23 protein-coding genes and 1 riboswitch are annotated in these 20,483 nt (G+C 35.7%); of the genes, 15 read left to right on the top strand and 8 right to left on the bottom strand.

The window, feature by feature from the left end; translation table 11 throughout:
* Positions 1-2: 2 nt before the first annotated feature.
* The 5 genes from N2Z58_02385 to N2Z58_02405 form a co-directional block, all read right to left on the bottom strand.
* Entirely contained in the window at positions 3-1,184 is a 1,182-nt protein-coding gene (locus N2Z58_02385; protein MCX7653511.1) for a bifunctional 3,4-dihydroxy-2-butanone-4-phosphate synthase/GTP cyclohydrolase II, read from the bottom strand.
* Complete coding sequence (locus tag N2Z58_02390) at positions 1,172-1,753, bottom strand: riboflavin synthase (protein MCX7653512.1); 582 nt, start codon at positions 1,751-1,753, stop codon at positions 1,172-1,174. The genes N2Z58_02385 and N2Z58_02390 overlap by 13 nt, the downstream gene beginning before the upstream one ends.
* Positions 1,738-2,802 carry a bifunctional diaminohydroxyphosphoribosylaminopyrimidine deaminase/5-amino-6-(5-phosphoribosylamino)uracil reductase RibD gene (gene ribD / locus N2Z58_02395; GenBank protein MCX7653513.1) on the bottom strand — a complete coding sequence of 355 codons (1,065 nt, stop codon included), beginning with the start codon at positions 2,800-2,802 and terminating at the stop codon, positions 1,738-1,740. The genes N2Z58_02390 and ribD overlap by 16 nt, the downstream gene beginning before the upstream one ends.
* Positions 2,803-2,911: 109 nt before the next feature.
* Positions 2,912-3,034, bottom strand: a riboswitch (FMN riboswitch).
* Positions 3,035-3,108: 74 nt separating this feature from the next.
* Positions 3,109-4,026, bottom strand: a complete 918-nt coding sequence (locus N2Z58_02400; protein MCX7653514.1) for a cation diffusion facilitator family transporter — start codon at positions 4,024-4,026, stop codon at positions 3,109-3,111.
* Positions 4,027-4,048: 22 nt separating this feature from the next.
* Positions 4,049-4,468, bottom strand: a complete 420-nt coding sequence (locus N2Z58_02405; protein MCX7653515.1) for a YbaN family protein — start codon at positions 4,466-4,468, stop codon at positions 4,049-4,051.
* A gap of 209 nt (positions 4,469-4,677) precedes the next feature.
* Between N2Z58_02405 and N2Z58_02410 the strand changes: the two genes are divergently transcribed.
* Positions 4,678-5,898: an MFS transporter gene (locus tag N2Z58_02410; protein MCX7653516.1), complete on the top strand. Its 1,221-nt coding sequence runs from the start codon at positions 4,678-4,680 to the stop codon at positions 5,896-5,898.
* Positions 5,899-5,944: 46 nt separating this feature from the next.
* Here N2Z58_02410 and N2Z58_02415 read toward each other — a convergent pair whose 3' ends face one another.
* A complete protein-coding gene (locus N2Z58_02415; GenBank protein MCX7653517.1) occupies positions 5,945-7,471 on the bottom strand; it encodes a diguanylate cyclase in 1,527 nt (508 codons plus the stop codon).
* A gap of 335 nt (positions 7,472-7,806) precedes the next feature.
* On the opposite strand from N2Z58_02415, the gene N2Z58_02420 reads away from it, so the two are divergent.
* From N2Z58_02420 to N2Z58_02485, 14 genes are read left to right on the top strand one after another with little or no spacing between them, the layout of a single operon-like run.
* On the top strand, positions 7,807-8,286 hold the full coding sequence (locus N2Z58_02420; protein MCX7653518.1) for a Na+/H+ antiporter subunit E: 480 nt from the start codon (positions 7,807-7,809) through the stop codon (positions 8,284-8,286).
* The gene (locus tag N2Z58_02425) at positions 8,283-8,576 is read left to right on the top strand and encodes a cation:proton antiporter (GenBank protein ID MCX7653519.1); all 294 of its coding nucleotides are present in this window, start codon (positions 8,283-8,285) and stop codon (positions 8,574-8,576) included. The genes N2Z58_02420 and N2Z58_02425 overlap by 4 nt, the downstream gene beginning before the upstream one ends.
* Positions 8,573-8,920, top strand: coding sequence for a monovalent cation/H(+) antiporter subunit G (mnhG, locus tag N2Z58_02430; GenBank protein ID MCX7653520.1), 348 nt, complete (start codon positions 8,573-8,575; stop codon positions 8,918-8,920). Before N2Z58_02425 ends, mnhG begins: the two co-directional genes overlap by 4 nt.
* Positions 8,917-9,204 carry a DUF4040 domain-containing protein gene (locus N2Z58_02435; GenBank protein ID MCX7653521.1) on the top strand — a complete coding sequence of 96 codons (288 nt, stop codon included), beginning with the start codon at positions 8,917-8,919 and terminating at the stop codon, positions 9,202-9,204. The genes mnhG and N2Z58_02435 overlap by 4 nt, the downstream gene beginning before the upstream one ends.
* The gene (locus N2Z58_02440; GenBank protein MCX7653522.1) at positions 9,201-9,926 is read left to right on the top strand and encodes a Na(+)/H(+) antiporter subunit B; all 726 of its coding nucleotides are present in this window, start codon (positions 9,201-9,203) and stop codon (positions 9,924-9,926) included. Before N2Z58_02435 ends, N2Z58_02440 begins: the two co-directional genes overlap by 4 nt.
* A gap of 3 nt (positions 9,927-9,929) precedes the next feature.
* The gene (locus tag N2Z58_02445; protein MCX7653523.1) at positions 9,930-10,274 is read left to right on the top strand and encodes a sodium:proton antiporter; all 345 of its coding nucleotides are present in this window, start codon (positions 9,930-9,932) and stop codon (positions 10,272-10,274) included.
* Entirely contained in the window at positions 10,271-11,638 is a 1,368-nt protein-coding gene (locus tag N2Z58_02450; GenBank protein MCX7653524.1) for a proton-conducting transporter membrane subunit, read from the top strand. Before N2Z58_02445 ends, N2Z58_02450 begins: the two co-directional genes overlap by 4 nt.
* Positions 11,639-11,640: 2 nt before the next feature.
* Positions 11,641-13,455, top strand: coding sequence for a proton-conducting transporter membrane subunit (locus N2Z58_02455; GenBank protein ID MCX7653525.1), 1,815 nt, complete (start codon positions 11,641-11,643; stop codon positions 13,453-13,455).
* A 2-nt stretch (positions 13,456-13,457) separates the two neighbouring features.
* Entirely contained in the window at positions 13,458-14,339 is an 882-nt protein-coding gene (locus N2Z58_02460; GenBank protein MCX7653526.1) for an NADH-quinone oxidoreductase subunit H, read from the top strand.
* Between the two features lie 22 nt (positions 14,340-14,361).
* Complete coding sequence (locus tag N2Z58_02465) at positions 14,362-14,898, top strand: NADH-quinone oxidoreductase subunit B (protein ID MCX7653527.1); 537 nt, start codon at positions 14,362-14,364, stop codon at positions 14,896-14,898.
* Positions 14,879-15,430: an NADH-quinone oxidoreductase subunit C gene (locus tag N2Z58_02470; GenBank protein ID MCX7653528.1), complete on the top strand. Its 552-nt coding sequence runs from the start codon at positions 14,879-14,881 to the stop codon at positions 15,428-15,430. Before N2Z58_02465 ends, N2Z58_02470 begins: the two co-directional genes overlap by 20 nt.
* Positions 15,423-16,526 (top strand): NADH-quinone oxidoreductase subunit D, encoded by a 1,104-nt coding sequence (locus N2Z58_02475; GenBank protein MCX7653529.1) that lies wholly within the window; start codon positions 15,423-15,425, stop codon positions 16,524-16,526. Before N2Z58_02470 ends, N2Z58_02475 begins: the two co-directional genes overlap by 8 nt.
* 45 nt (positions 16,527-16,571) lie before the next feature.
* The gene (locus tag N2Z58_02480; protein ID MCX7653530.1) at positions 16,572-18,422 is read left to right on the top strand and encodes an FAD-dependent oxidoreductase; all 1,851 of its coding nucleotides are present in this window, start codon (positions 16,572-16,574) and stop codon (positions 18,420-18,422) included.
* A gap of 23 nt (positions 18,423-18,445) precedes the next feature.
* On the top strand, positions 18,446-18,931 hold the full coding sequence (locus tag N2Z58_02485) for a ferritin family protein (GenBank protein ID MCX7653531.1): 486 nt from the start codon (positions 18,446-18,448) through the stop codon (positions 18,929-18,931).
* 29 nt (positions 18,932-18,960) lie between these two features.
* Here N2Z58_02485 and N2Z58_02490 read toward each other — a convergent pair whose 3' ends face one another.
* Positions 18,961-19,794 (bottom strand): endonuclease/exonuclease/phosphatase family protein, encoded by an 834-nt coding sequence (locus tag N2Z58_02490; GenBank protein ID MCX7653532.1) that lies wholly within the window; start codon positions 19,792-19,794, stop codon positions 18,961-18,963.
* A 109-nt stretch (positions 19,795-19,903) separates the two neighbouring features.
* Positions 19,904-20,104 (bottom strand): cold-shock protein, encoded by a 201-nt coding sequence (locus tag N2Z58_02495; GenBank protein ID MCX7653533.1) that lies wholly within the window; start codon positions 20,102-20,104, stop codon positions 19,904-19,906.
* Positions 20,105-20,483: the final 379 nt, after the last annotated feature.

Below are 20,483 nucleotides of genomic sequence, written 5' to 3' on the forward strand. Positions count from 1 at the left end.
CCTCATCCCTCCACATTTGTGATTTCACTAATAGTATGTCCGAATTTCATTACTTTCGTTTTCAAGTATCTTATATTGTGTGTTTGTATTTCTCCTATCAATGGTATTCTTTCCTCAACTTTAATACCGTAATTCTCAAGTTGGTTTGCTTTGTCTGGGTTATTTGTTAAAAGTTTTATTTTTGTGATTCCTAAGGTTTTAAGCATTTGAACGGCAATTGCGTAGTCCCTTTCGTCTGGGTTGAATCCAAGTTTAATATTGGCATCATATGTATCAATACCAGAATCTTGCAACTCGTAAGCACTTATCTTCCAACTTAAACCAATTCCTCTTCCTTCTTGTCTCAAGTACAAAAGTATTCCTCCATGTTTTTGAATAATTTTAAGTGCTTTCTCAAGTTGTGAGCCACAATCGCATCTTAGTGAATTGAGACAGTCACCCGTTACACATTCGGAATGAATCCTTACTAACGGAATTCCTTTGTATTCTTTTAATAAAGCGAAGTGCTCTTGTTGATCTAAGTTATTGTCAAAAGATAGTACTTTGAATACACCAAATTTTGTTGGTAAGTTTGCACATGCTTTAATTTTGAGTAATTGATTATTTTTAATGTACTCTCTCCATACCTGTTTGATTGTCAATTTTGCGAGATTAAATCTTTCGCATATTTCATCTATGTATTGTAAGTTATGCGAATCGCCTTTTTCGTCTAAGATTTCTATTATGACAGAGTATGGTTTGAAACCTAACATTTTAAGTAGTTCGATTGATGATTCACTGTGTCCTTTACGCTTAGAAAATTCTATGGCACCAATTAATGTGACATGCCCTGGATACTTAAAGTTACTTATTGTTAGAGTCTCATCAACTAGTTTTTGGCAGGTAATAGCCCGTTCCTTAGCGGGTATACCTGTTGATAATTTCGTTGATGGAAAATCCACAGGTATAAAGTAATTTGCACTATAGTTTGATGGTAGTCTGAAGAATCCTCGTCTTAACAGTTCATTTTGAGGACCAACAAGACAAAATAGTCCTTTCCCGTACTTTGTCATAAACTCCACTATGTCATCTGTTATCATTTGTGCTGGGTAGACAAAATCTGCTTCCAGTTCTCTTTCTTCGTCTATTAAGACAATCGGTTTACCACTCAGGAATTCCTCTTTTATTTTTTCTAAAATTCCCATTGTTTTGTCATCTCCTTTTGAATTATTACGTTCCTTATATATCTTGCCAGTATGTCTATTTCATAGTTTACGTGTTCCCCCGGTGTTAGATGTTTAAGGTTTGTTTTTTCCAATGTATGTGGTATTATCTGGACAATAAAGGTGTCAAAGTCAACATCGGCAACTGTTAAGCTTATTCCATTGAGTGTTATAGATCCTTTTTTTGATATTGCCCAACGCTCTGATGGGATAGAAAATTTCATGTATGTTGTGTTTGCAACACTGTTTTTTGATATGAATTTAATCGTACCATCAACATGTCCAGTTACAAAATGACCAGAGATACTATCTCCCATTTTGAGCGCCTTTTCTAAATTGAAAAGCTTACACTTTCCAAGATTCGTCTTTGACAATGTTTCGAGCCCAACATCGAAATACATAAATTCTTTGTCAAACTTAGTAAGTGTAAGGCATACACCATTGACTGCTATGCTTTCACCAACTGACAAATTCTCCCAACATCTTTTGATTTTCAATACCCCACTTACCAACTCTCCAGGTTGTACTTGCTGGATTATCCCGCTAAACATTTTTCCATCACCACCAAGAATTCTTTCTTGTTCTTTGAAATTCTTAGTTCTCTGATAGAAAAATTGTAGGCATTTTCCAAGTTTTTAGAAATCAATGCAAATATATCTCTGCCTTCACCAAGTATTTTTGCACCATAAAAACCATAAATCTCGTCTGATAGTGGTAAGAATTGTGAAAAGAGAGTTGAGCCACCTTCGATCAATACCGAGTCAATACCCTCTGTGTACAAAGCTTTTAAAATTTCAATTGGTTCAGTAACATTTATCGTTTTTATATGTCTTGGAAGGTTCTTAAACAATTTTTCGGTAAAGACTATTACTTTGGTTTGGTCCTTATATACATTGTAAATGTGCCAATCTTCAAGTGTAATACCTTCTTTATCCAGGATAATTTTGATTGGTGAGGATTTCTTGGATTTGGTAAGTCTGATGTTGAGCTGAGGATTGTCTTTAATTACCGTCCCGCTACCAACCATTACTGCCATGTGTTCAACTCTCAGTTTATGCACCATTTTCCTAAGTTCGTCAGTTATCCATTTTGAATTCCCATATTTATCCGCTATCTTACCATCTAAGGTGCTCGCATATTTCAGAGTGACATAGGGTAGGTTTTTAGTTACATATTTTAAGAAAAATTTCATTAACTTGTGTGATTCTTTTTCTAAGATTCCAACTTCTACTTCAATACCTGCTTTTTTTAGTTTTGCTATGCCATCTCCACTAATTGGATTTGGATCTTTTGATGCAATAACAACACGTTTAATACCAGACTCGATAATCAAGTCAGTACACGGTGGTGTTTTACCATGATGATCACATGGTTCAAGGGTCACGTATAAAGTAGAATTGGATAAATCTACACCTTTCTGCCTTGCTTTCAAAATAGCATTTCTTTCAGCATGAAAGCCACCATATCTTTCATGATATCCGGTACTTAAAATTACATCATCTTTCACTATAACAGCGCCAACAGGTGGATTCGGATTCACATACCCTAATCCTTTTTTGGCTAATTTAAGTGCCAATTTCATGTAGTAGTCTTCGAGCATCCTAACACCTCGCTATGGAATAATTATTAATAACAAAAGCCCCGAGAAAAGCTCTCGGGGCGTGAAGATATGACATTCTTTCTAGTAAATTTAACGTACATATATACCAGCATACTCTCTCCCATCCGGACTTTTACCGTCGGCTCTGGAATTTCACCAGATCAACCTTCATTTCTGAAGGCTCGCGGGCTATACCGCCGGTCGGGAATTTCACCCTGCCCCGAGAGTATACAGTTGTTCTTTTGAATAATATTACAGCTTAAACCCAAGATTGTCAATAAGAAAGACTGTATTTTACAAAATTAATCATTTTGCCCATTTACGTTTGGTTGTAAATGAAATTGTTATCCACTTATCACATTTTACCTCTTTTAAGGCACTGTAAATCTTCTCCCTGATTTCATCTTCGTCTTTAACAGTTTTTACTAAGGAATTGTCATCAACTACAAAATCTATTTCAACCCAAATGATCCTCCTTCCCTGTGATGCTCTTAGAAATGATTCTTTTATTTTATACTCTTCTTCAATGTCTTCAACAATACTTTCTAACTTGTCTCTTAATTCATCTTCGGGAGAAACATCCAGTATCTCTCTTGAAGATTCTAAGATTATTCTGATGGATTTCGTTATAAAAAGCACCGAAATAATAATCACAACGGTAGGATCAACAAATCGCAGATAATTGATAAACAATCCTCTCTTTGAAAGATTGTCCACAATGAAAAATGTTATCAAGACTGATAAGCTTATTAGTGTATCGTAAAGCCAACCATCGGCTTCAACATTTAAAAGTCCAGAGTTTTTTCTTTTTGCCAAGGCATTCAAGATAAAAAATGTAAATGCGCACAAAGAAGTAGTAATTAAAGAATAAGTAATAGCAACATCGGTTTCGACGCTTCTTCCGCCCTTAAGTAATATGCCTATGTTTTCAATTGTAAATTCTAACGCCAAGAATATTAATACATTGTAGTTGAATATCATTGCTAATGGTTCGGCAGCTGCTTTTCCGAATGGATATTTTTTCCAGTCATTTTTTGCCATGAATTTTGCAGTATAAAACGATGTCAACGACAGAACAAGACTTACAAGTGAATATAATCCGTCGAACAAAATGACTTGTGATTTAGAAGTCGTTCCAAATACAATTCCAAGTACCGAGGAGAAAACTGTCATCACAACTGAGAATAGGATTATCTTTTTTTCTTTTTCCAATTGCTTTCTCATATTATCACCTTTTCTACAAATGTCACAAAGCGAGTAGATGCAACGTTACACCAATAGCTATTATTAAGAGAAGGATTTTGACTAGAACATTTTCAACCAGAAACATTGCAGTTGTTAAAATCACCGCCCACAATGTTACAATCGAAATCAACTTTGTTTTAACTGGAAGCTTTTTATGAATTAAATAATCTCTGATGTATCTTCCAAGCAATTTGTGATTAACAAGCCAATGAAACAACCTTTGCGATGTTCTTAAGAAAGCCCATGCAGAGACAAGTAGAAATGGAGTTGTAGGTAAAACTGGGAGAAATATTCCCGCTATTCCTAAGAAAAGGGAAAGAAAACCAACTGAAACCAGAGCAATCTTTCTTGCTTTACTTAAGATCGTTTTATCCATTTTAGACAACCAGCCTTTGAATATACTCACATTTTTCAGAAACACGCTAAAACTCTATAAAATTTTATCATACTGTATTATATTCTGTCAAAATTTTGCGTGGTTTGATGTTTTATATAAAATACTATGACTCTAAATTGGAAGCTTAAACGTTCTAAATTCTAAGATTGAAAAAAGAATTAACGTAGGCTATAATTAGCACGGAAAAATTTTATCGTTTTCTGGGTTAAGAAGTGAGCAAGGAGGATGAGAAAGTGAGCAAAAGTTGGAAGAGTATTTCAATGCTTATTTTTAGCTTTGTTTCGTTCATGGTGCTTGGAAGTGTGTACTCATGGAGTGTTGTGAAGACTCCGTTAGAGAAGGCTTTGAATCTGACATCATTTCAAAGTAACTTACCATTTATGATATTTCTCATGCTTTACGCTATTTTTATGCCATTGGGTGGTGTTTTCCAAAAAATTATGGGGATAAGAAGAACATTTTTGTTAGGAGCTCTCCTTGTTAGTTTAGGTTATTTCTTGGCTGGTCAATTCAAAGCATTCTATACGTTAGTATTTTGGTATGGAATTGTTGTTGGAAGTGGTGTCGGATTGTGTTATAATGTCCCGCTTACTATTATTGCAAGGTATTTTCCAAAGAGTCAAGGTACGTTGTCTGGATTTGTGTTAGCTGGCTTTGGAATATCTCCACTGATCAGCGCTCCTTTATACACCACGTTGATAAAGATGGTAGGGGTTTTTAATGCGTTGAAGTTGTATAGCTTAATAGCTTTTGGAGTATTGTTTACAACTTATCTTATCTACGGGGCTTCATTAGAATCATTCAAAATCGATACAAAAAATGCTCAAAAACAAAAAACTTCAAAATCTGTCGCAAAAAATAGTGAATTTCAGGCTGTTTATTTATTATTCTTTTTTGCAACTTTAATTGGATTGATGTTCATAGGAATAAGTTCGCAAATTGGATTGGAGATAGTTGGACTTTCGATGGAGAGTATCTCTGTTTTCATATCCATATTTGCTGTATTTAATGCTTTTGGTCGGCTGTTAGTTGGTTTTATACTTGACAAAGTAGATGAGATAATCGTAGTTTCCGGCTCATATATTTTACTTTTGATATCGTTATTACTCGGCTTGTTCTTAGATAAACAGCAAGTAGTAATTTATTTTTCATCACTATCATTGATATGGTTTAATTTCGGAAGTTGGCTTGCGATCGCACCCTACTTGACAAGAAAGTACTTTGGGGTAGAGCGTTTTGCACAAAATTACGGTTTAATGTTTACAGCCTACGGTTTAGGAGCAATTTTTGGAAATACGTTATCAGGATTAGTAAAAGACAAGCTCGGAAATTACAAACTTATATTTTATCCTTCTATCTTTCTGATCATAACTGGTATTGTTATCATATTCACGATATTTAAAGCCAAATTCTCAGATCCTTCTACTGAACTTTCAACAGTTGATGAAGAATAACACAAGTAGACTTTGTGGTCTGCTTTGATTAATATCTTAAGATTCTTCAGCTTGCTTCACTGTATACTGAAACACGATTCCGTCCTAAGTTCTTTGATTGGTAGAGAGCGATATCAGCACGTTTTACCAATTCATCCACTGCCAGATTAACTTCGTTAAAATCAAATTCCGAAATGCCAAAGCTAGCGGTTATTTTTATTTTTACTCCTTTATAATCAAATTCTGAATTATAGATCATATTTCTTAAGTCTTCAGCTAATAATCTCCCATGCGATGCGTCGGTTTCTGGAAGCACTATTATATATTCCTCTCCTCCATACCTTCCAATTATATCAGAACTTCTCAATCGCTTCTCCACAAGTTTTACAATGTGTTTGAGTACTTCATCGCCAGTTTGATGACCATAAGTATCATTTATTCTCTTAAAGTGATCAATGTCCATTATCACTATAGAAAATTTTCTTTTATAGCGTTTCGCAAGCTCAAATTGTTTTTGTATAAAATTGAACACCGTTCTTCTATTGAATATTCCTGTGAGATAGTCATGTGAGGCGCTATATTCTAATTGATTGGATAACTCACGTCTTTTGGTTACGTCTCTTGTTATTAATGCCTTTCCAATTACTTCTCTCTTGTCGGTGATCTCAAATTTGCTTATTTCTATGTATTTTTTCTTTCCAAAAACTTCCATTTCTATCTCTTCAGTGTTATTTGACAAGAATTCTTCGATAGGAATAATCTTAGAAAACTCTTCTCCTTTCAAATTTAAATTCAGTTGTTCAAACATTTCTTTGGCTGCCATGTTAAATTCTAATAGTCTGTTGTTCTTATCCAAAATTATAATACCTTCCTTTATCCCTGATAATAGAACATCCTTTAAAATTTCATCGATGTACAAGAAACCATAACGAAACACCGCAAAACTTAAGAAAACAAAAGATATACTCAAAGCAAATGGCATTATGTCAAGGTTATATGGTGACAACTTCACAAAATAAAATATTTCGGAGATCATGGGAAACAAAATGGATAAAATTATCATAACTGAATGTTTTCTTACAACTGGGTTTCTTGCGTTTTTGGCAAGCTTGAATAAAGAGGCTATCATGAACATTGAAAGAATGTAAACATACAATCCAAACAGAGCATACCATAGCCCAAACTTAAGATCAGCAACGATGAAATCACCATAATTTTTCAAAGATACTTGTGTAAACATAAGATTATGATATTCATTCGTCGACGAGAAGAAAACAGTTAGGAAAGCCATCATAAGAACTGGAATCTTTACTTTGTTCGGTAGTTCTCTTGCAAAAAACATCCTGTAAATCAATGCTAGTAAAAGTGGGATAACAAATGGGATTCCGAAGAACTTAAGCTTTAAAAGAAAAATAACTTGCTCCGTATTTTGTGCTCGTAACTCAAATGCGTGAGCTATTACATACGTTGCCAGAGAAAAGCAAAGAAAAGCAAAAGTCAATGAGCGCTTTTTTTCGCTAATAAATAGAGAATATATTCCCAATATGACAAAAAATATTCCACTAACTAGCAAAAAGTGGAAAGCAATGTTCACAAGAATCTCTCCTTCCTCACCTAAGAAATGTGTAAAATAAACACAAAAATATAAGTCTGTTAATAAATATAAAATATTATATCACAAACATTGTCACTTTTGTCTTTGAGATCATTTTTGATATAATTTAAAGTGATTTTCAAGAAAATTTATTAATGACTCAAAATAAAGGATTTTGAGAATTATCTTCTAATTTAGAGAAAAATTATCTATTTTCGCCACTTTGCAAGGGTGATTTTTCTGGTAGAATATTTAATGTGGAGTAAAATAGTCTATTTTTGTTGTATTTCTCTTTCCAAGGTTTTAAACAAAATCCTTTAAAGGAGGGATTTTTTATGAGTTTTTCCGTTTTTCTTGTGAGTTTTTTCACTTGGATTTTACTCACATGGTCATTTGATTGGCAAGAGGTTATTGTAGGCTTAGTTGTTTCATTTTTCATATCTGTTATCTTCAAGAGGTACTATCGGATAAGGTTTGGAAGGAATTTTTTGGTAGGTTTATTTAAGTTCTTGTTTGTGTATGTTCCAGTTTTTACTTGGGAGATGGTGAAAGCGAATGTTGACGTAGCTTCAAGATTGTGGTCGAGTAAAGGGAATGTTAGACCTGGATTTGTTAAAGTGAAAACAGAATTGAAAGGTGATGTTGAAAAGTTACTGCTTGCAAATTCTATTACTTTAACCCCTGGAACGATTACAATGGATATCGTCGGAGATGAGTTGTATGTTCACTGGATTGATGTCGCCGGTCTAGATAATGAGTCTAAGAAAGTTTTTTACGGTCGTTTTGAAAAGATACTCAAGGGGGTGTGCAAATGAGTGGTTCGGTTCTAATTGATCTGATCGTATTTGGACTTACAGGATTTGGTATCTTTTTCTCGCTTGTTAGGTTTTTACTCGGACCATCAACGTTTGAGCGGCTTGTAGCTGTTGATATGATGAATGTAATGTTTATAGGTGTTATTGTTATTATTTCTTACAGTTTTAAGAATAGTATGTACATGGATATAGCTATTTTATACGGACTTCTTGCTTTCATAGAGACTGTTGTTTTTGCAAGATATCTGGAAAGTAAGGCTGGCAAGAAAAAGTGTGGTGATGAGAAATGATTGGAATGATTAGAGAGATGTTTGGTTATTCACTTATCGGACTTGGAGCTTTATTTTATTTCTTCGCTGGACTCGGTTTGTTAAGAATGCCGGATATTTACACTAAATTGCAAGCTTCTACAAAGGCAACAACACTTGGTACTTTCTCCGTTGCTCTTGGTATTGGTATACTTGATTTCTCGTTTCTTGGGAAAGCTTTTCTTGTCATAATTTTCGTTGCGTTGACTAATCCAGTTGTTGCATCGCTCATGATTAGAGCAGCTTATAAAAATAACGCACCAAAATGTAAGGAAACTGTTGTAGACGAACTTTCTGAGCGATATCAAGGTGGTGAGGAAAAATGAATAATGTTTTGGATTTTTTGAAAGATGTTTTTACTAATTTTAATAGGCTTTACTATTTCTTAGTGGGTGGGTTGATGATCGTGTTTGCAATATTTTCAGTCGAAGCTAAAAAGATAATCGATGCACTTATTGGACTTTCGGCGGTGAGTTTGTTGTCAGTTTTGATTTTTATCATGTTAAAGGCTCCCGATGTTGCTATAACGGAAGCTGCGGTTGGTTCAGGCCTTGCCACTGCTGTTATGCTTTTTGCACTATGGAAAATAGAGGCAGGTGAGAAGAAATGAGAAGAATCTGGGCAATCTTGATCGTTATAGCTTTTCTGTACTTTTTCTTTAAGGATGTTTTACCAGCTCTCCCTGAATTTGGTAAGGTGGATTTATTTACAAGGGTATCGTTTGATATAATCAGTAAATCTACAAAAGGCAAATATGAACCAATTGAATTCAAAAAATCATCGAATCGTGAAGAAGGTAGTGCTAATGTTGTGACTTCAATTGTTGTTAATTACAGATCGTTTGACACGCTTGGTGAGGTTACAGTTCTTTTCACCGCCGCTATTGGTGTGGGGATCCTTAGTTCTGCTTTAAGAAAAAGAAGGTTTATTGAGTTTGAGGAACATTTTGTTTTGAAGATCACTTCTGGAATTATTCTTCCACTCGTATTGCTGTTTGGTACTTACATTTTCATACATGGTCATCTTACACCCGGTGGTGGTTTTCCAGGTGGCACTGTGATTGCCCTTGGCATTTTGCTTATGCTGATTTCAAATAATCAGTTTAGAGTGACTGAAGCTTCAAAACATGTAGAGCAAATTTCAGGTGTTGGGTATGTGATTTTAGGACTGATTGGTATGGCTTTGTCTGGGATATTCTTGACAAATTTCTTACCAACAGGTGTCATCGGAGATTTGTTTAGTGCTGGTGTCGTTCCAATTGTATACGTATTGATCGGTTTCAAAGTTGGCGCTGAGTTGTCGAGTATTGTCTTTGAAATGAAGGAGGGATGAGGTATGGTATACTACGTAGCATTTATAATCATAGGAATAGGGCTTTATGGCATCGTTTCTCAGAAAAACCTTTTCAAGCAACTCATTTCTCTTTCATTGATAGATACAGGTGTCAATATGTTTATTGTTGCCCTTGGTTACGTTGATAACATGGAAGCACCAATCTATTCACCAATAACTCCAATTGCTAATTTTGTTGACCCACTTCCACAGGCACTTGTGCTTACTGCTATAGTCATAGGTGTAGGAATTCTTGCACTCGGCGCTATGTTGTTGATCCATCTAAACGAAGACTACGGTTCTGTAGAATTGGATGAGATTCGTGCGGCAAAGGAAGTGATAGAATGAGTGCATTATTAGTTGCTGTACCGTTAGCATTTGCATTTGCAAGCATTCCAAACAAAAAGTTGGGAAATTACTTGTTACCTTTCGTAAGTTTGTTTAATGTAATTTTTACGTTGCTCTTTGTAAAACCTAACACTTTGGTAGAAATCGGTGGATGGGATGCAGTGTATGGTATAGCGTTAGTTGTGGATAACGTCAATTATCCGTTTTTGATATTTGTAAATGTTTTGATGTTTTTAATTTCAGTATCATCTCAACTTGAAGAGAGGATAGGAACTTTATTGATTGTCTTACTTGCTTCTTTGAACGGCTTGTTATTAACTGGTGATTTCTTTAACTCATTTGTTTTTCTTGAGATAATAGCAGCTGTATCGTATATTATAGCAAGTCATAAGAAGAATTCATATGGTGCGTTCAAGTATTTGATATTCGGTGGTGTTGGTGGAACATTGTATCTTGTTGGTACTGTATTGATTTATGTCAAAGCCGGTACGTTGAATATGGCCTATGCAGAATACTTAATTGAACCAAATTTTGTACCAATGATTTCAGTATTTTTCTTAATTGCTCTTCTTATTGAATTGAAGGTGTTACCACTCGGATTTTGGGCAGTTGATGTATATTCGAATGGTAGCTCTTTAACACCAGTTGTTTTGGGTTCCACAATTGCAACATCCATGGTCTATCTCTTTTCAAGAATTTTTGTTAATGTACTTGGTTTTGAGCAAGCCGAAATCGTTCGGGTCATAGCTATGATTTCAGTGATTGTTGCACAGCTTGGTGCGGTTAAACAAAGAAATCTTGGAAGAGCTTTAGCTTTTGCGGCAATATCTTCTACAAGTATCATTGTTTCTAGTTTATCGACCATGGATCAGCAAATTATCTCTGCTTCGTATTTCTACCTTTTCAGTGATGTGATATCGAAGTTTATACTTTTCACTATCTTTGCCTATCTTGGACAAAACGGTTTTAGAAATGATCAAACCTCTGGAGTCGCTTTTACAATCGCTTCATTGTCTCTCATAGGTTTTCCACTTCTTGGAGGGTTTTGGGCAAAATTCTATCTACTTAAAGCATTGTTCGAAGCAGAAAATTATGTTCTGCCGGTTGTAATATTAATAGCAACAATAATAGAGGCTGGTTATATTGTTAAGTGGAATGTTGATTTATGGTACGCAGAGGGTGAAAAAGATGAAAGCACACAACAGCTACCATTTGTTAGTCAGCTTGTAGTATTATTGCTTGCAATGCTACTTGTTGTTGTTGGATTTCTTCCTCAAATTATTCATTCTCAGAGTAACACTATTGCTGAATACGTAACTGACTTTAGATCGTACATGGAAGTCGTACTCAAAGGGGGTATGTAATGATGCAAACTTTAATAACTTATTTGGCTGTTGGTTCGATTGTAGGTTATTTACTCTCCAAAATTAATAAACGCATTGGACCTATTGTGCTTTTTGCCTTGTCAATTTACAGTTTGATTATCTTATGGAACCTTCCAACAGGTGCTGTGGAGAATTTGTACGGTTTTGAGGAAGTGCTTAAATTTACAGCTATGTCAAGATATTTCTCGATCTTGTCGTTGATAGTATTTGCAAGTTTTTCATTCTTCAATATTTCATGGATAGATAAAGCAAAAAATCCCCATGCCTTTAACGCATTGTCTATACTCACATTACTTGGTACTCTTGGAGTTTTCTTTTCTTCTAACCTTATAGTTCTCTACATATTTTGGGAACTTGCCGTTCTTGGTTCGCTGTTTATAGTTCCAATGGGGAAAGAAGAGTCAAAGAAGGCGACAATTTGGTATATAGTTATAAGTTCTATAGGAACCTACATGTTTCTGTACGGTGTGTTTATGCTTTACTCCAAATACAACACGTTCGATGTTTTTGAAATAGCTAAATATTTACCAAATGAATTATCAAGTTTTAAGTGGACTGTTTTAATACTCCTACTTGCAGCAGGCATAGCTAAGAGTGGGATTTTTCCATTACACACGTGGCTTAGGAATGTGCATGGTAACGCTCCAGATACTTTCAGTGCCGTGCTGTCCGGTCAACTCGTTAAGATGGGATCGTACATACTTGCTCTTGTTCTTACTATTTTTCCAGTATCCGTTATGTTCAGTGAATTTTACAATGGAATAAATTTACTTTCGTACTTACTTATCTGGCTCGGTAATATTTCTATATTAGTTGGAACACTAATGGCGATAAAGCAAAATGATATGAAAATGCTCATCGCATATTCAACCGTAGCAAATGGTGGTTATATATTGATAGGTTTGGCAACGCTAGATAAGGTAGGATACGCTGGAGGATTATTCCACGTGATAAATCACGCACTTGCAGCTACGATGATTTTTCTCTCATTTGCTGCGGTTGTTTACAGGACGGGTACTACTAAAATAGATGAACTTGGTGGTTTGATACACAGAATGCCAGTAACATTTGTAACGTATCTTGTCGGTATCATCTCGCTTGCTGGAATACCACCAACAAGTGGCTTCATATCAAAATGGATGATTTTTCAGTCGCTTGTGTCAAGAGGAATGTTTGTAACAGAGATGTTCACGTTTATAGGTAGTATAGGTTCGTTTTTGTACGTCTTTAGACCTCTCGCTGGTGTTTTCTTAGGACAGCTTAAGAGTAAGCATAAAGATGTGAGAGAAGCTCCGATTTTCATGACTATTCCTATGATTTTGCTCGTTACACTTACGGTACTTTGGGGAATTTTTCCACAACAAGTACTTGTGTGGATAACGGATATCCAAAAAGAATTTAGTATGGCGGTATTTCAATTTGAAGGTACAAAGCTCATGACTGATATGGGTTATTGGGACACCTGGACCGTTTTTGTAATGTTTGCCGTAGGTTTTGTTATAGCTGCAGTGATTTATATACTGATGCCAAAGGGTAAGAAGATACCTCTTGAAGATCAGTACACCTCAGGAGAGTTTTTGCATAACTATGACTTATATCATTATGCGAGTAAGTTTTATGCATTCTTTGAAAGGGAATATGAAGGTCATCCATCGTTTGAGGATTTGTACCTATCTTTTGTAAATGTGCTAAAGGCAGTTGGTAAAGGAGTGGATTACCTAGCTCGTAGGGCAGCTTCGGCTTATCTATTTTGGACTGCGATTGTTTTAGTAATATTGCTATGGGTGAGGTGGTAATGATGACAGCTGTGAGAGTCGCTCAGGTGTTGCTGACGGCATTTTTCTTTGGATTGACATTCGAAGGAATTGGTAGGAAAATCACCGCAAGAATCCAAAAGCGTTATGGTCCACCTTGGTATCAAAATTTTATAGACGTCTTTAAAACACTTACTAAGCATGGTTGGACCCACGGATGGATATTTGATTTTGGGGTACTGATGGCTCTTGGAGGAGTTATAGCAACTCTTTCTTTTGTACCACTTGGTAACCTTGTGGCATTTCCTGGACTTGATAATTTCTTTGTTATAGTTTATCTATTCACAGTTGGCGCACTTGGTATGGCAATGGGAATGGTTGGTACAGGTAATCCATGGGCATCGATAGGTGTGGCAAGGGCATTAACACTTATGCTTGGATATGAAGTACCATATTTGATAGTTATTACTTCAATGCTTTATTTTTATAAAACATCCAATATTTCGAACATAATCGCATCACAGGGAGAGGTTTGGAATATATTTAGATTTCCTATAGGTGCACTTGTTGCATTTATATCACTTCAAGGTATGCTTGGAAAAGAACCCTTCGAAGCACCTATTGCTCCAGCCGAGATAGCCTCAGGTCCTATGGTTGAACTCTCTGCTAAGTATATGGGGCTTCTAATGCTTATGAACACATTCATGGAATTTGTCGAAATAAGTTTGTTTGTTAATTTCTTTCTTGGAGGAGGAACTTATTTTGTTTTCTTATTGAAGTATTTGGTAGTTTGGATACTTGCCGTCATGATTTCGGCTGTTTTACCAAGGTTTAGAATAGAACAAGCAGTTGCATTTTATTGGACGGTACCGATGTTACTCGCTTTCTTACAAGCTTTTCTCGTAATTAACGGTTGGGTATTTTGAGGAGGTGAAATGAATGAGTAAGATAGATGAAAGAAGTGTTTGGGAAAAGATCGCAGATCAGCTTAGGAGTCGTTCAATGTGGATGCTACACTATTGCACAGGATGTGGAGCTGTTGAGCTGCCACCATCGATGACTTCAAGATTTGACATGGAGAGGCTTGGTATGGGACCAATGGCAACACCAAGACAAGCAGATATATTCTTGATAACAGGATATTTAAGTGTCAAAACTTTAAGAAGAGTTATATACACATATGAAAAAATGGCTGACCCAAAATACGTTATAGGTTTTGGATCTTGTACAATCAACGGTGGAATTTACTATGATTCCTATTCAACAATAAATAGACTTGATTATTACATACCTGTAGATCTGTATATAGCTGGATGTATGCCCAGACCGGAAGCCATCTTGAACGCGTTTAATCAATTGATGGAAATGATTAGAAAAGGTGAAGCGAATGGTTGGAAGAGGTACAAAGAAAACTATGAATGGTACAAACAGAATCAACTTAGAAGCCTTGGTGAGGTGATTGTACATGACGAATTCCACGAATAATATCCAGGAATTTTTTGGAAGGTTGAAAACCTTGTACAATGTTGAATTCTCGGAAATAGATAGTAAACAATTTAAGATAATCGCAGAGCCGGATAAAATGCTTCCGTTGCTTGCTTATCTCAAGGAAGTTGGTTATTCACATCTATCGATTCTCACCTGTGTTGACTGGATCGAACAAAAGAAATTCGAACTTGTGTATATACTCTTTAATTGGTCAAACGGAATAACATTTTTAGTCTCAACGTTTATTGATAGGGACAAACCAATTTTCTACACTGTGAAAGATATGTGGCCTACTGCTGAGTATTACGAACGTGATGTTCATGAGTTTTTCGGTGTGGAATTTGAAGGTAATGAAAATTGCAAAAAGCCTATGATTTTGGAGCTTTGGAATGATTTACCACCTCTTAGAAAAGATTTTGACCCTCTGAAGTATTCAAAAGAACACTATCCTGATAGAGAATATGAGAAAGACGTAATCCATGAAGCAAGGATAGTAAGAGGAGATATAAGGGGTGATATCAATGGGTGAGGTAAAACTCTTTTTTGGTCCAAATCACCCTGGTATGCATGGAAACTTCAGTGTGCATATGTACGTTGAGGGAGATGTAGTTGTTAAAGCAAGACCAGTACCAGGATTTTTACACAGGGGCTTTGAAAAACTTATGGAAAGAAGATTGTGGTATCAAAACGTTGCCCTTATACCGAGGATATGTGTTCCGGAACCTGATATAAATGAAGCATGTTATGCAATGGCAGTGGAGAAAATTGCTAAAGTTGAGGTTCCAGAACGAGCTACATGGATAAGAATGCTCGTCCTTGAACTTGCAAGAATTGCAAATCATCTATGGTCGTTTGGTGGCATTGGTGGTCCCATAGGTATGTATACCAGCATGTTTTGGTCTGTTAGTGACAGGGACAAAGTACTTGATATATTTGAGGAATTGACAGGTGCAAGGATATATCACATGTATATAATCCCAGGCGGCGTTAGAAAGGATTTACCAACTGGATTGGAAGAAAAAATCAGTAAGTTAATGGATTATTTGGAACAAAAGATGCCAGAATACGAAACTTTCATACTAAAAAACAGAATTTTGCATACAAGGTTAAAAGGTATAGCAAAAATAGATACAGAAACTTGTCTAAAACTCGGTGTTACGGGTATTGGTCTTAGGGCAACTGGTGTACCATACGATATAAGAAAAATAGACCCCTACATGTTTTACGATAAAGTTGAATTTGACGTCCCTACAGCAACAGAGGGTGATGCTTACGCAAGAATAAGCCTGAAACCACAGGAGATAAAGCAAAGTATAAGAATAATTAGACAAATATTGGAAAAAATGCCAAGCGGACCTGTAAACATAAAAATTTCAGACGGTAATGGTCTTAGGATAAGGGTTCCAAAAGGTATGGCATATGCAAGAGTTGAGTCCACCAGAGGAGAATACGGTTATTTGGTTGTATCCGATGGGGGCGAAACTCCATACAGAGTTGCGGTCCGCGGTGCTTCGTATCCACAAGGTTTGTATGGTGTTGAACATCTGTTACCTGGTACAAGAATAGACGATGTACCTATTTGGCTCGATTCGATGGGAGTGTGTGCACCAGAAATTGACAGATAAATTGAAGTAGGTAGTCCAAAAATGTAAAGAAACGGAGGTGTTCAAATGGCTGAGAAGAGCTTCTTTGCACCATTAATAGCTTGGAAGAATATATTTGAAAAACCAGTTACGATAAAAATTCCTAAGGAAAAAAGAGAAGCAGCACCAAGATACAGGGGTTTTCATGTTAACAACTGGGAAAAATGTATAGGTTGTGGAACTTGTGCAAAGATATGTCCCACCGATGCAATAACAATGGTAGAAGTACCAGACATGAAGCAAGAATACGGTATGAAACCACAAAGACCAGCTATCGACTATGGAAGATGTAGTTTTTGCGCTATGTGTGTAGATATATGCACAACAGGTTCACTTCAAATGACTAGAGAGTATATCTTTGTATCACACAATCCAGAAGATTTCTATTATGTTCCAACAGAGAAAGGTATATTAAGAAAAGAACCCTCTGAGATAAAAATAGGTTGGACAAGAGAAGCTGAGAATGATTTACTTGACCTTGAAAGAATAGTTCCTGAACACTTACCCGCTGAGGAACGGTCAAACTCGTTTGTTGAATTTGTTAAAGGTTACAGTAAACAACAAGCTATAGCTGAGGCAGCACGTTGTGTTGAATGTGGTATATGTACCGATAGATGTCCAGAGCATATGCAAATTCCTCAATATATCAAAGCCATTTGGAAAGATGATTTAAAGGATGCTTTGAAATGGCTACTCAAGGGAGTGGAGGAGCAAAGTAATTTTGGTGCAAATCCACTATCAGGTGTTTGTGGTAGGGTGTGTACACACAGGTGTGAAGAAGTTTGCGCAATATCACACAGAGGGGAAGCAATAGCTATAAGATGGTTGAAACGTTACATAACTGACAGTATACCTATTGAAATATGGCATGAGATAGTGAAGTTTGACACACTGAAGAAGAACAAGAAAATTGCTATCGTTGGAAGTGGACCTGCTGGTCTATCTGCTGCGTATTTCTTGGCAACTATGGGTTACGATGTTGATATCTACGAAGCACTTAATAGGCCTGGTGGAGTAATGAGATATGGAATACCGCGTTATAGATTACCTGATGAAGCGTTGGACAAAGATATTGCCTTCATTGAGTCTCTTGGTGTCAGAATTATAACCGGTGTTGCTGTGGGTAAAGATATATCTTTTGAAGAACTTAGAAGCAAATATGATGCGATATTTATCTCAACAGGGTTAACACTTGGTCGTTCAACAAAAATACCTGGTGCAGATCATCCCGATGTAGTCCAAGCTCTACCATTACTTAGAGAAATCAGAGACTACTTACGTGGTGAAGGACCAGAACCAAAGATAGCAAAGAGAGTTGTGGTTATAGGTGGAGGAAACGTTGCAATGGATATTGCACGCAGTATGGCAAGACTTCAAAAAATGAAATTTGGGCAAGTAAATGTAATAGTTACGTGCCTTGAAAGAACTCATGAAGAGATGCCAGCAGACATGGAGGAAATAGAAGAAGCAATTGAAGAAGGAGTAAAAATATACCCAGGTTGGGGTCCAAAAGAAGTTATATTCTACCCAAATGAAGATAAAATTAAAGGACTAAAGTGTGTTAAGTGCACAGAGGTCTTTGATGAAAACAAAAGATTTAATCCTAAATTCGATGAAACAGAAATTTGCTATTACGATGGAGATATGATTATTGAAGCGATAGGTCAAGCCCCTGACTATTCTTATCTACCAGATGAGTGGAAATCGAAAATTCAATTTGTTGGTTCAAGAATACTCACAAATAACCTTAGGCAAACACAAATTCCATGGCTCTTTGCTGGTGGTGATATTGTTAATGGACCAGACATAATTCATGGTGTAGCGGATGGTTATTGGGCAGCAAGGGGTATAGACGAGTATTTGAGAGAACAAAAATAAATAATTAAAAAGGGGGTATTTAAATGAACGATATATTGAAAATAGCCGAAAAATTTGAAATAGAAGGCTATAGCTTTTACAATCAAAAATCAAAAGAAGTTAAAAACAAAAGGATATCCGAGATTTTTCAGGATCTAGCTCAAATGGAAAAGGAGCATACAGAATTTATCAGGAGACTAATGAAAGAAATAGAAAATAGACAAGAATTAACCGATATTCCGAAAGATACTCAGCAAATTTTTAAGAAGCAATACACGGAGCAAAGAATTGAAAAAACGTCCCAGGAAGATGATCTTATGGATTTGGCAGTGCTAAGAATGGCATACCTCATAGAGAAAGACTTCATGGAATTTTATGAAAAGGCAGCAAAAAACGAGAAAAATGAAAAATTGAAAAGAATATTAGAAATATTAAGGGACTGGGAAGAAGGTCATAAGAAAATAATAGAAGAGCAGATCAGAGAAATCATCGAAAAAAATAACTTGGAACTTGGATTTTACCCATTTTAAGAAAGTGAGCCTTTAAGGCTCACTTTCTACTACTTGAGGTTTAACTCATAATATAAACCATAATGATCAGAAACTTTCGTTTCCTTAAAAACCACATAACCACTTTTGCACGATATATCCTCAGGAATCAGCACATAGTCTATCCTTGATTGCTGCGATTGTTTATCACCAACAAAAGTAGGTTCATGGGGAGTATCAGCATTTACAATCAGCCAGCAATCAATAAGCTTTTTTCCAATTACTTTTGATTCTGTTATAGCTTTATAACAGTTACTTTCAGAAGAAACATTAAAATCTCCTGCTATAATGAATTTCTCATTTTTTCTTTCTTCTATCCATTCTAATAACTTTTCAAACTCATTTTCAAATCCATCCTCAAACCAATTAAAGTGTACATTGTAAACATCTAAATATACACCATTTATATCTATAGTCGCTCTTAATATCCTCCTTGTGTGAAAATCCTCCGGTGAACAATTCTTCGATAAACATCTGCTTTCAACTTCACAGATCTTGTGTTTAGTTATTAAACCATTGCCTTCCTCCCAAATCCCAAAACCATAGTGAGTAAATGACCAAACAAAGTTATTCGGAAAATTACACTCGTTCAAAATATCGCTAATTATGCGGATATAGTTGCTTTTCTTCAATTCAAAACCAAACAACGAAAGATCAGCGGTTTCTTCCTTGTATTGACCTGCTTCTTGAAAAAAAGCTATATCAACATCTTTTTCCATTATGAACTCAGCTATATGTTTTTGAATTGGGCGATATACACTCAGAAATTTCTGAAGATCATTAAACAATTCAAATTTTACTTCTTGGTAAGTGTGCAGGTTCAAAGTTAAAATTTTTACAATCATTCGTTATCCCCCTATGCAAAAGAATTTTGAACAGATTAAACTCTTTCCAAAAGAATCATTTGAAAAAACAAAAAGCCCCCAAAGGGGGCTCATTATTATCCTCACAGTCTTACTTCAAAATTTTCACATTTGCAGCCTGAGGACCTTTTTGACCATTTTGAATGTCGAATTCGACCTTTTCTCCCTCTTTAAGGGTTTTAAAGCCATTCATCTGAATGGCACTGAAGTGCACAAAAACATCTTGTCCGTTCTCTCCAGTTATGAAACCGTATCCTTTTGATGAATCAAACCACTTAACTGTACCTTTCATGCTAACTGCCTCCCAAAAGCTCGTTTTTCTTTTTCGTTGCTTCCCATATGCAACGTGATGATTCATTATACCCCTTTATTTGAAATTGTCAATAGGTAACATTTAAAATAAAATATTGTGCTTTAACATTTAACTGCTTAAGGTCTTACCATTTTTAAACATCAATGTTTATGATATCAAGCGTTTGATTTTACTGAAGGATTTCTTGCTGCGTTTCTAACAAATCTATTTTTCTTATTTTATTGAACAACCATCTTATGTCTTCTCAAGATTTCCGAAAAACCACATTCTTATCATTATACCTTAATATTGTATCTACAATGCATCTTCGCAAACATGTGATGTACTGATTGCAGTATCCAGTTATTCAGTTATATTT

The sequence above is a fragment of the Fervidobacterium sp. genome (genome assembly GCA_026419195.1).
Lineage (GTDB): Bacteria > Thermotogota > Thermotogae > Thermotogales > Fervidobacteriaceae > Fervidobacterium.

Bases quoted from the DNA above. Each gene is read 5' to 3' on its own strand.
- N2Z58_02450 (MCX7653524.1), top strand. From the start codon at position 10,271: ATGAGTGCATTATTAGTTGCTGTACCGTTAGCATTTGCATTTGCAAGC.
- N2Z58_02385 (MCX7653511.1), bottom strand. From the start codon at position 1,184: ATGGGAATTTTAGAAAAAATAAAAGAGGAATTCCTGAGTGGTAAACCG.
- N2Z58_02435 (MCX7653521.1), top strand. From the start codon at position 8,917: ATGAATAATGTTTTGGATTTTTTGAAAGATGTTTTTACTAATTTTAAT.
- N2Z58_02445 (MCX7653523.1), top strand. From the start codon at position 9,930: ATGGTATACTACGTAGCATTTATAATCATAGGAATAGGGCTTTATGGC.
- N2Z58_02425 (MCX7653519.1), top strand. From the start codon at position 8,283: ATGAGTGGTTCGGTTCTAATTGATCTGATCGTATTTGGACTTACAGGA.
- N2Z58_02480 (MCX7653530.1), top strand. From the start codon at position 16,572: ATGGCTGAGAAGAGCTTCTTTGCACCATTAATAGCTTGGAAGAATATA.
- N2Z58_02420 (MCX7653518.1), top strand. From the start codon at position 7,807: ATGAGTTTTTCCGTTTTTCTTGTGAGTTTTTTCACTTGGATTTTACTC.
- N2Z58_02400 (MCX7653514.1), bottom strand. From the start codon at position 4,026: ATGAGAAAGCAATTGGAAAAAGAAAAAAAGATAATCCTATTCTCAGTT.
- N2Z58_02440 (MCX7653522.1), top strand. From the start codon at position 9,201: ATGAGAAGAATCTGGGCAATCTTGATCGTTATAGCTTTTCTGTACTTT.
- N2Z58_02475 (MCX7653529.1), top strand. From the start codon at position 15,423: ATGGGTGAGGTAAAACTCTTTTTTGGTCCAAATCACCCTGGTATGCAT.
- ribD (MCX7653513.1), bottom strand. From the start codon at position 2,802: ATGCTCGAAGACTACTACATGAAATTGGCACTTAAATTAGCCAAAAAA.
- mnhG (MCX7653520.1), top strand. From the start codon at position 8,573: ATGATTGGAATGATTAGAGAGATGTTTGGTTATTCACTTATCGGACTT.
- N2Z58_02455 (MCX7653525.1), top strand. From the start codon at position 11,641: ATGCAAACTTTAATAACTTATTTGGCTGTTGGTTCGATTGTAGGTTAT.
- N2Z58_02495 (MCX7653533.1), bottom strand. From the start codon at position 20,104: ATGAAAGGTACAGTTAAGTGGTTTGATTCATCAAAAGGATACGGTTTC.
- N2Z58_02470 (MCX7653528.1), top strand. From the start codon at position 14,879: ATGACGAATTCCACGAATAATATCCAGGAATTTTTTGGAAGGTTGAAA.
- N2Z58_02460 (MCX7653526.1), top strand. From the start codon at position 13,458: ATGACAGCTGTGAGAGTCGCTCAGGTGTTGCTGACGGCATTTTTCTTT.
- N2Z58_02390 (MCX7653512.1), bottom strand. From the start codon at position 1,753: ATGTTTAGCGGGATAATCCAGCAAGTACAACCTGGAGAGTTGGTAAGT.
- N2Z58_02485 (MCX7653531.1), top strand. From the start codon at position 18,446: ATGAACGATATATTGAAAATAGCCGAAAAATTTGAAATAGAAGGCTAT.
- N2Z58_02490 (MCX7653532.1), bottom strand. From the start codon at position 19,794: ATGATTGTAAAAATTTTAACTTTGAACCTGCACACTTACCAAGAAGTA.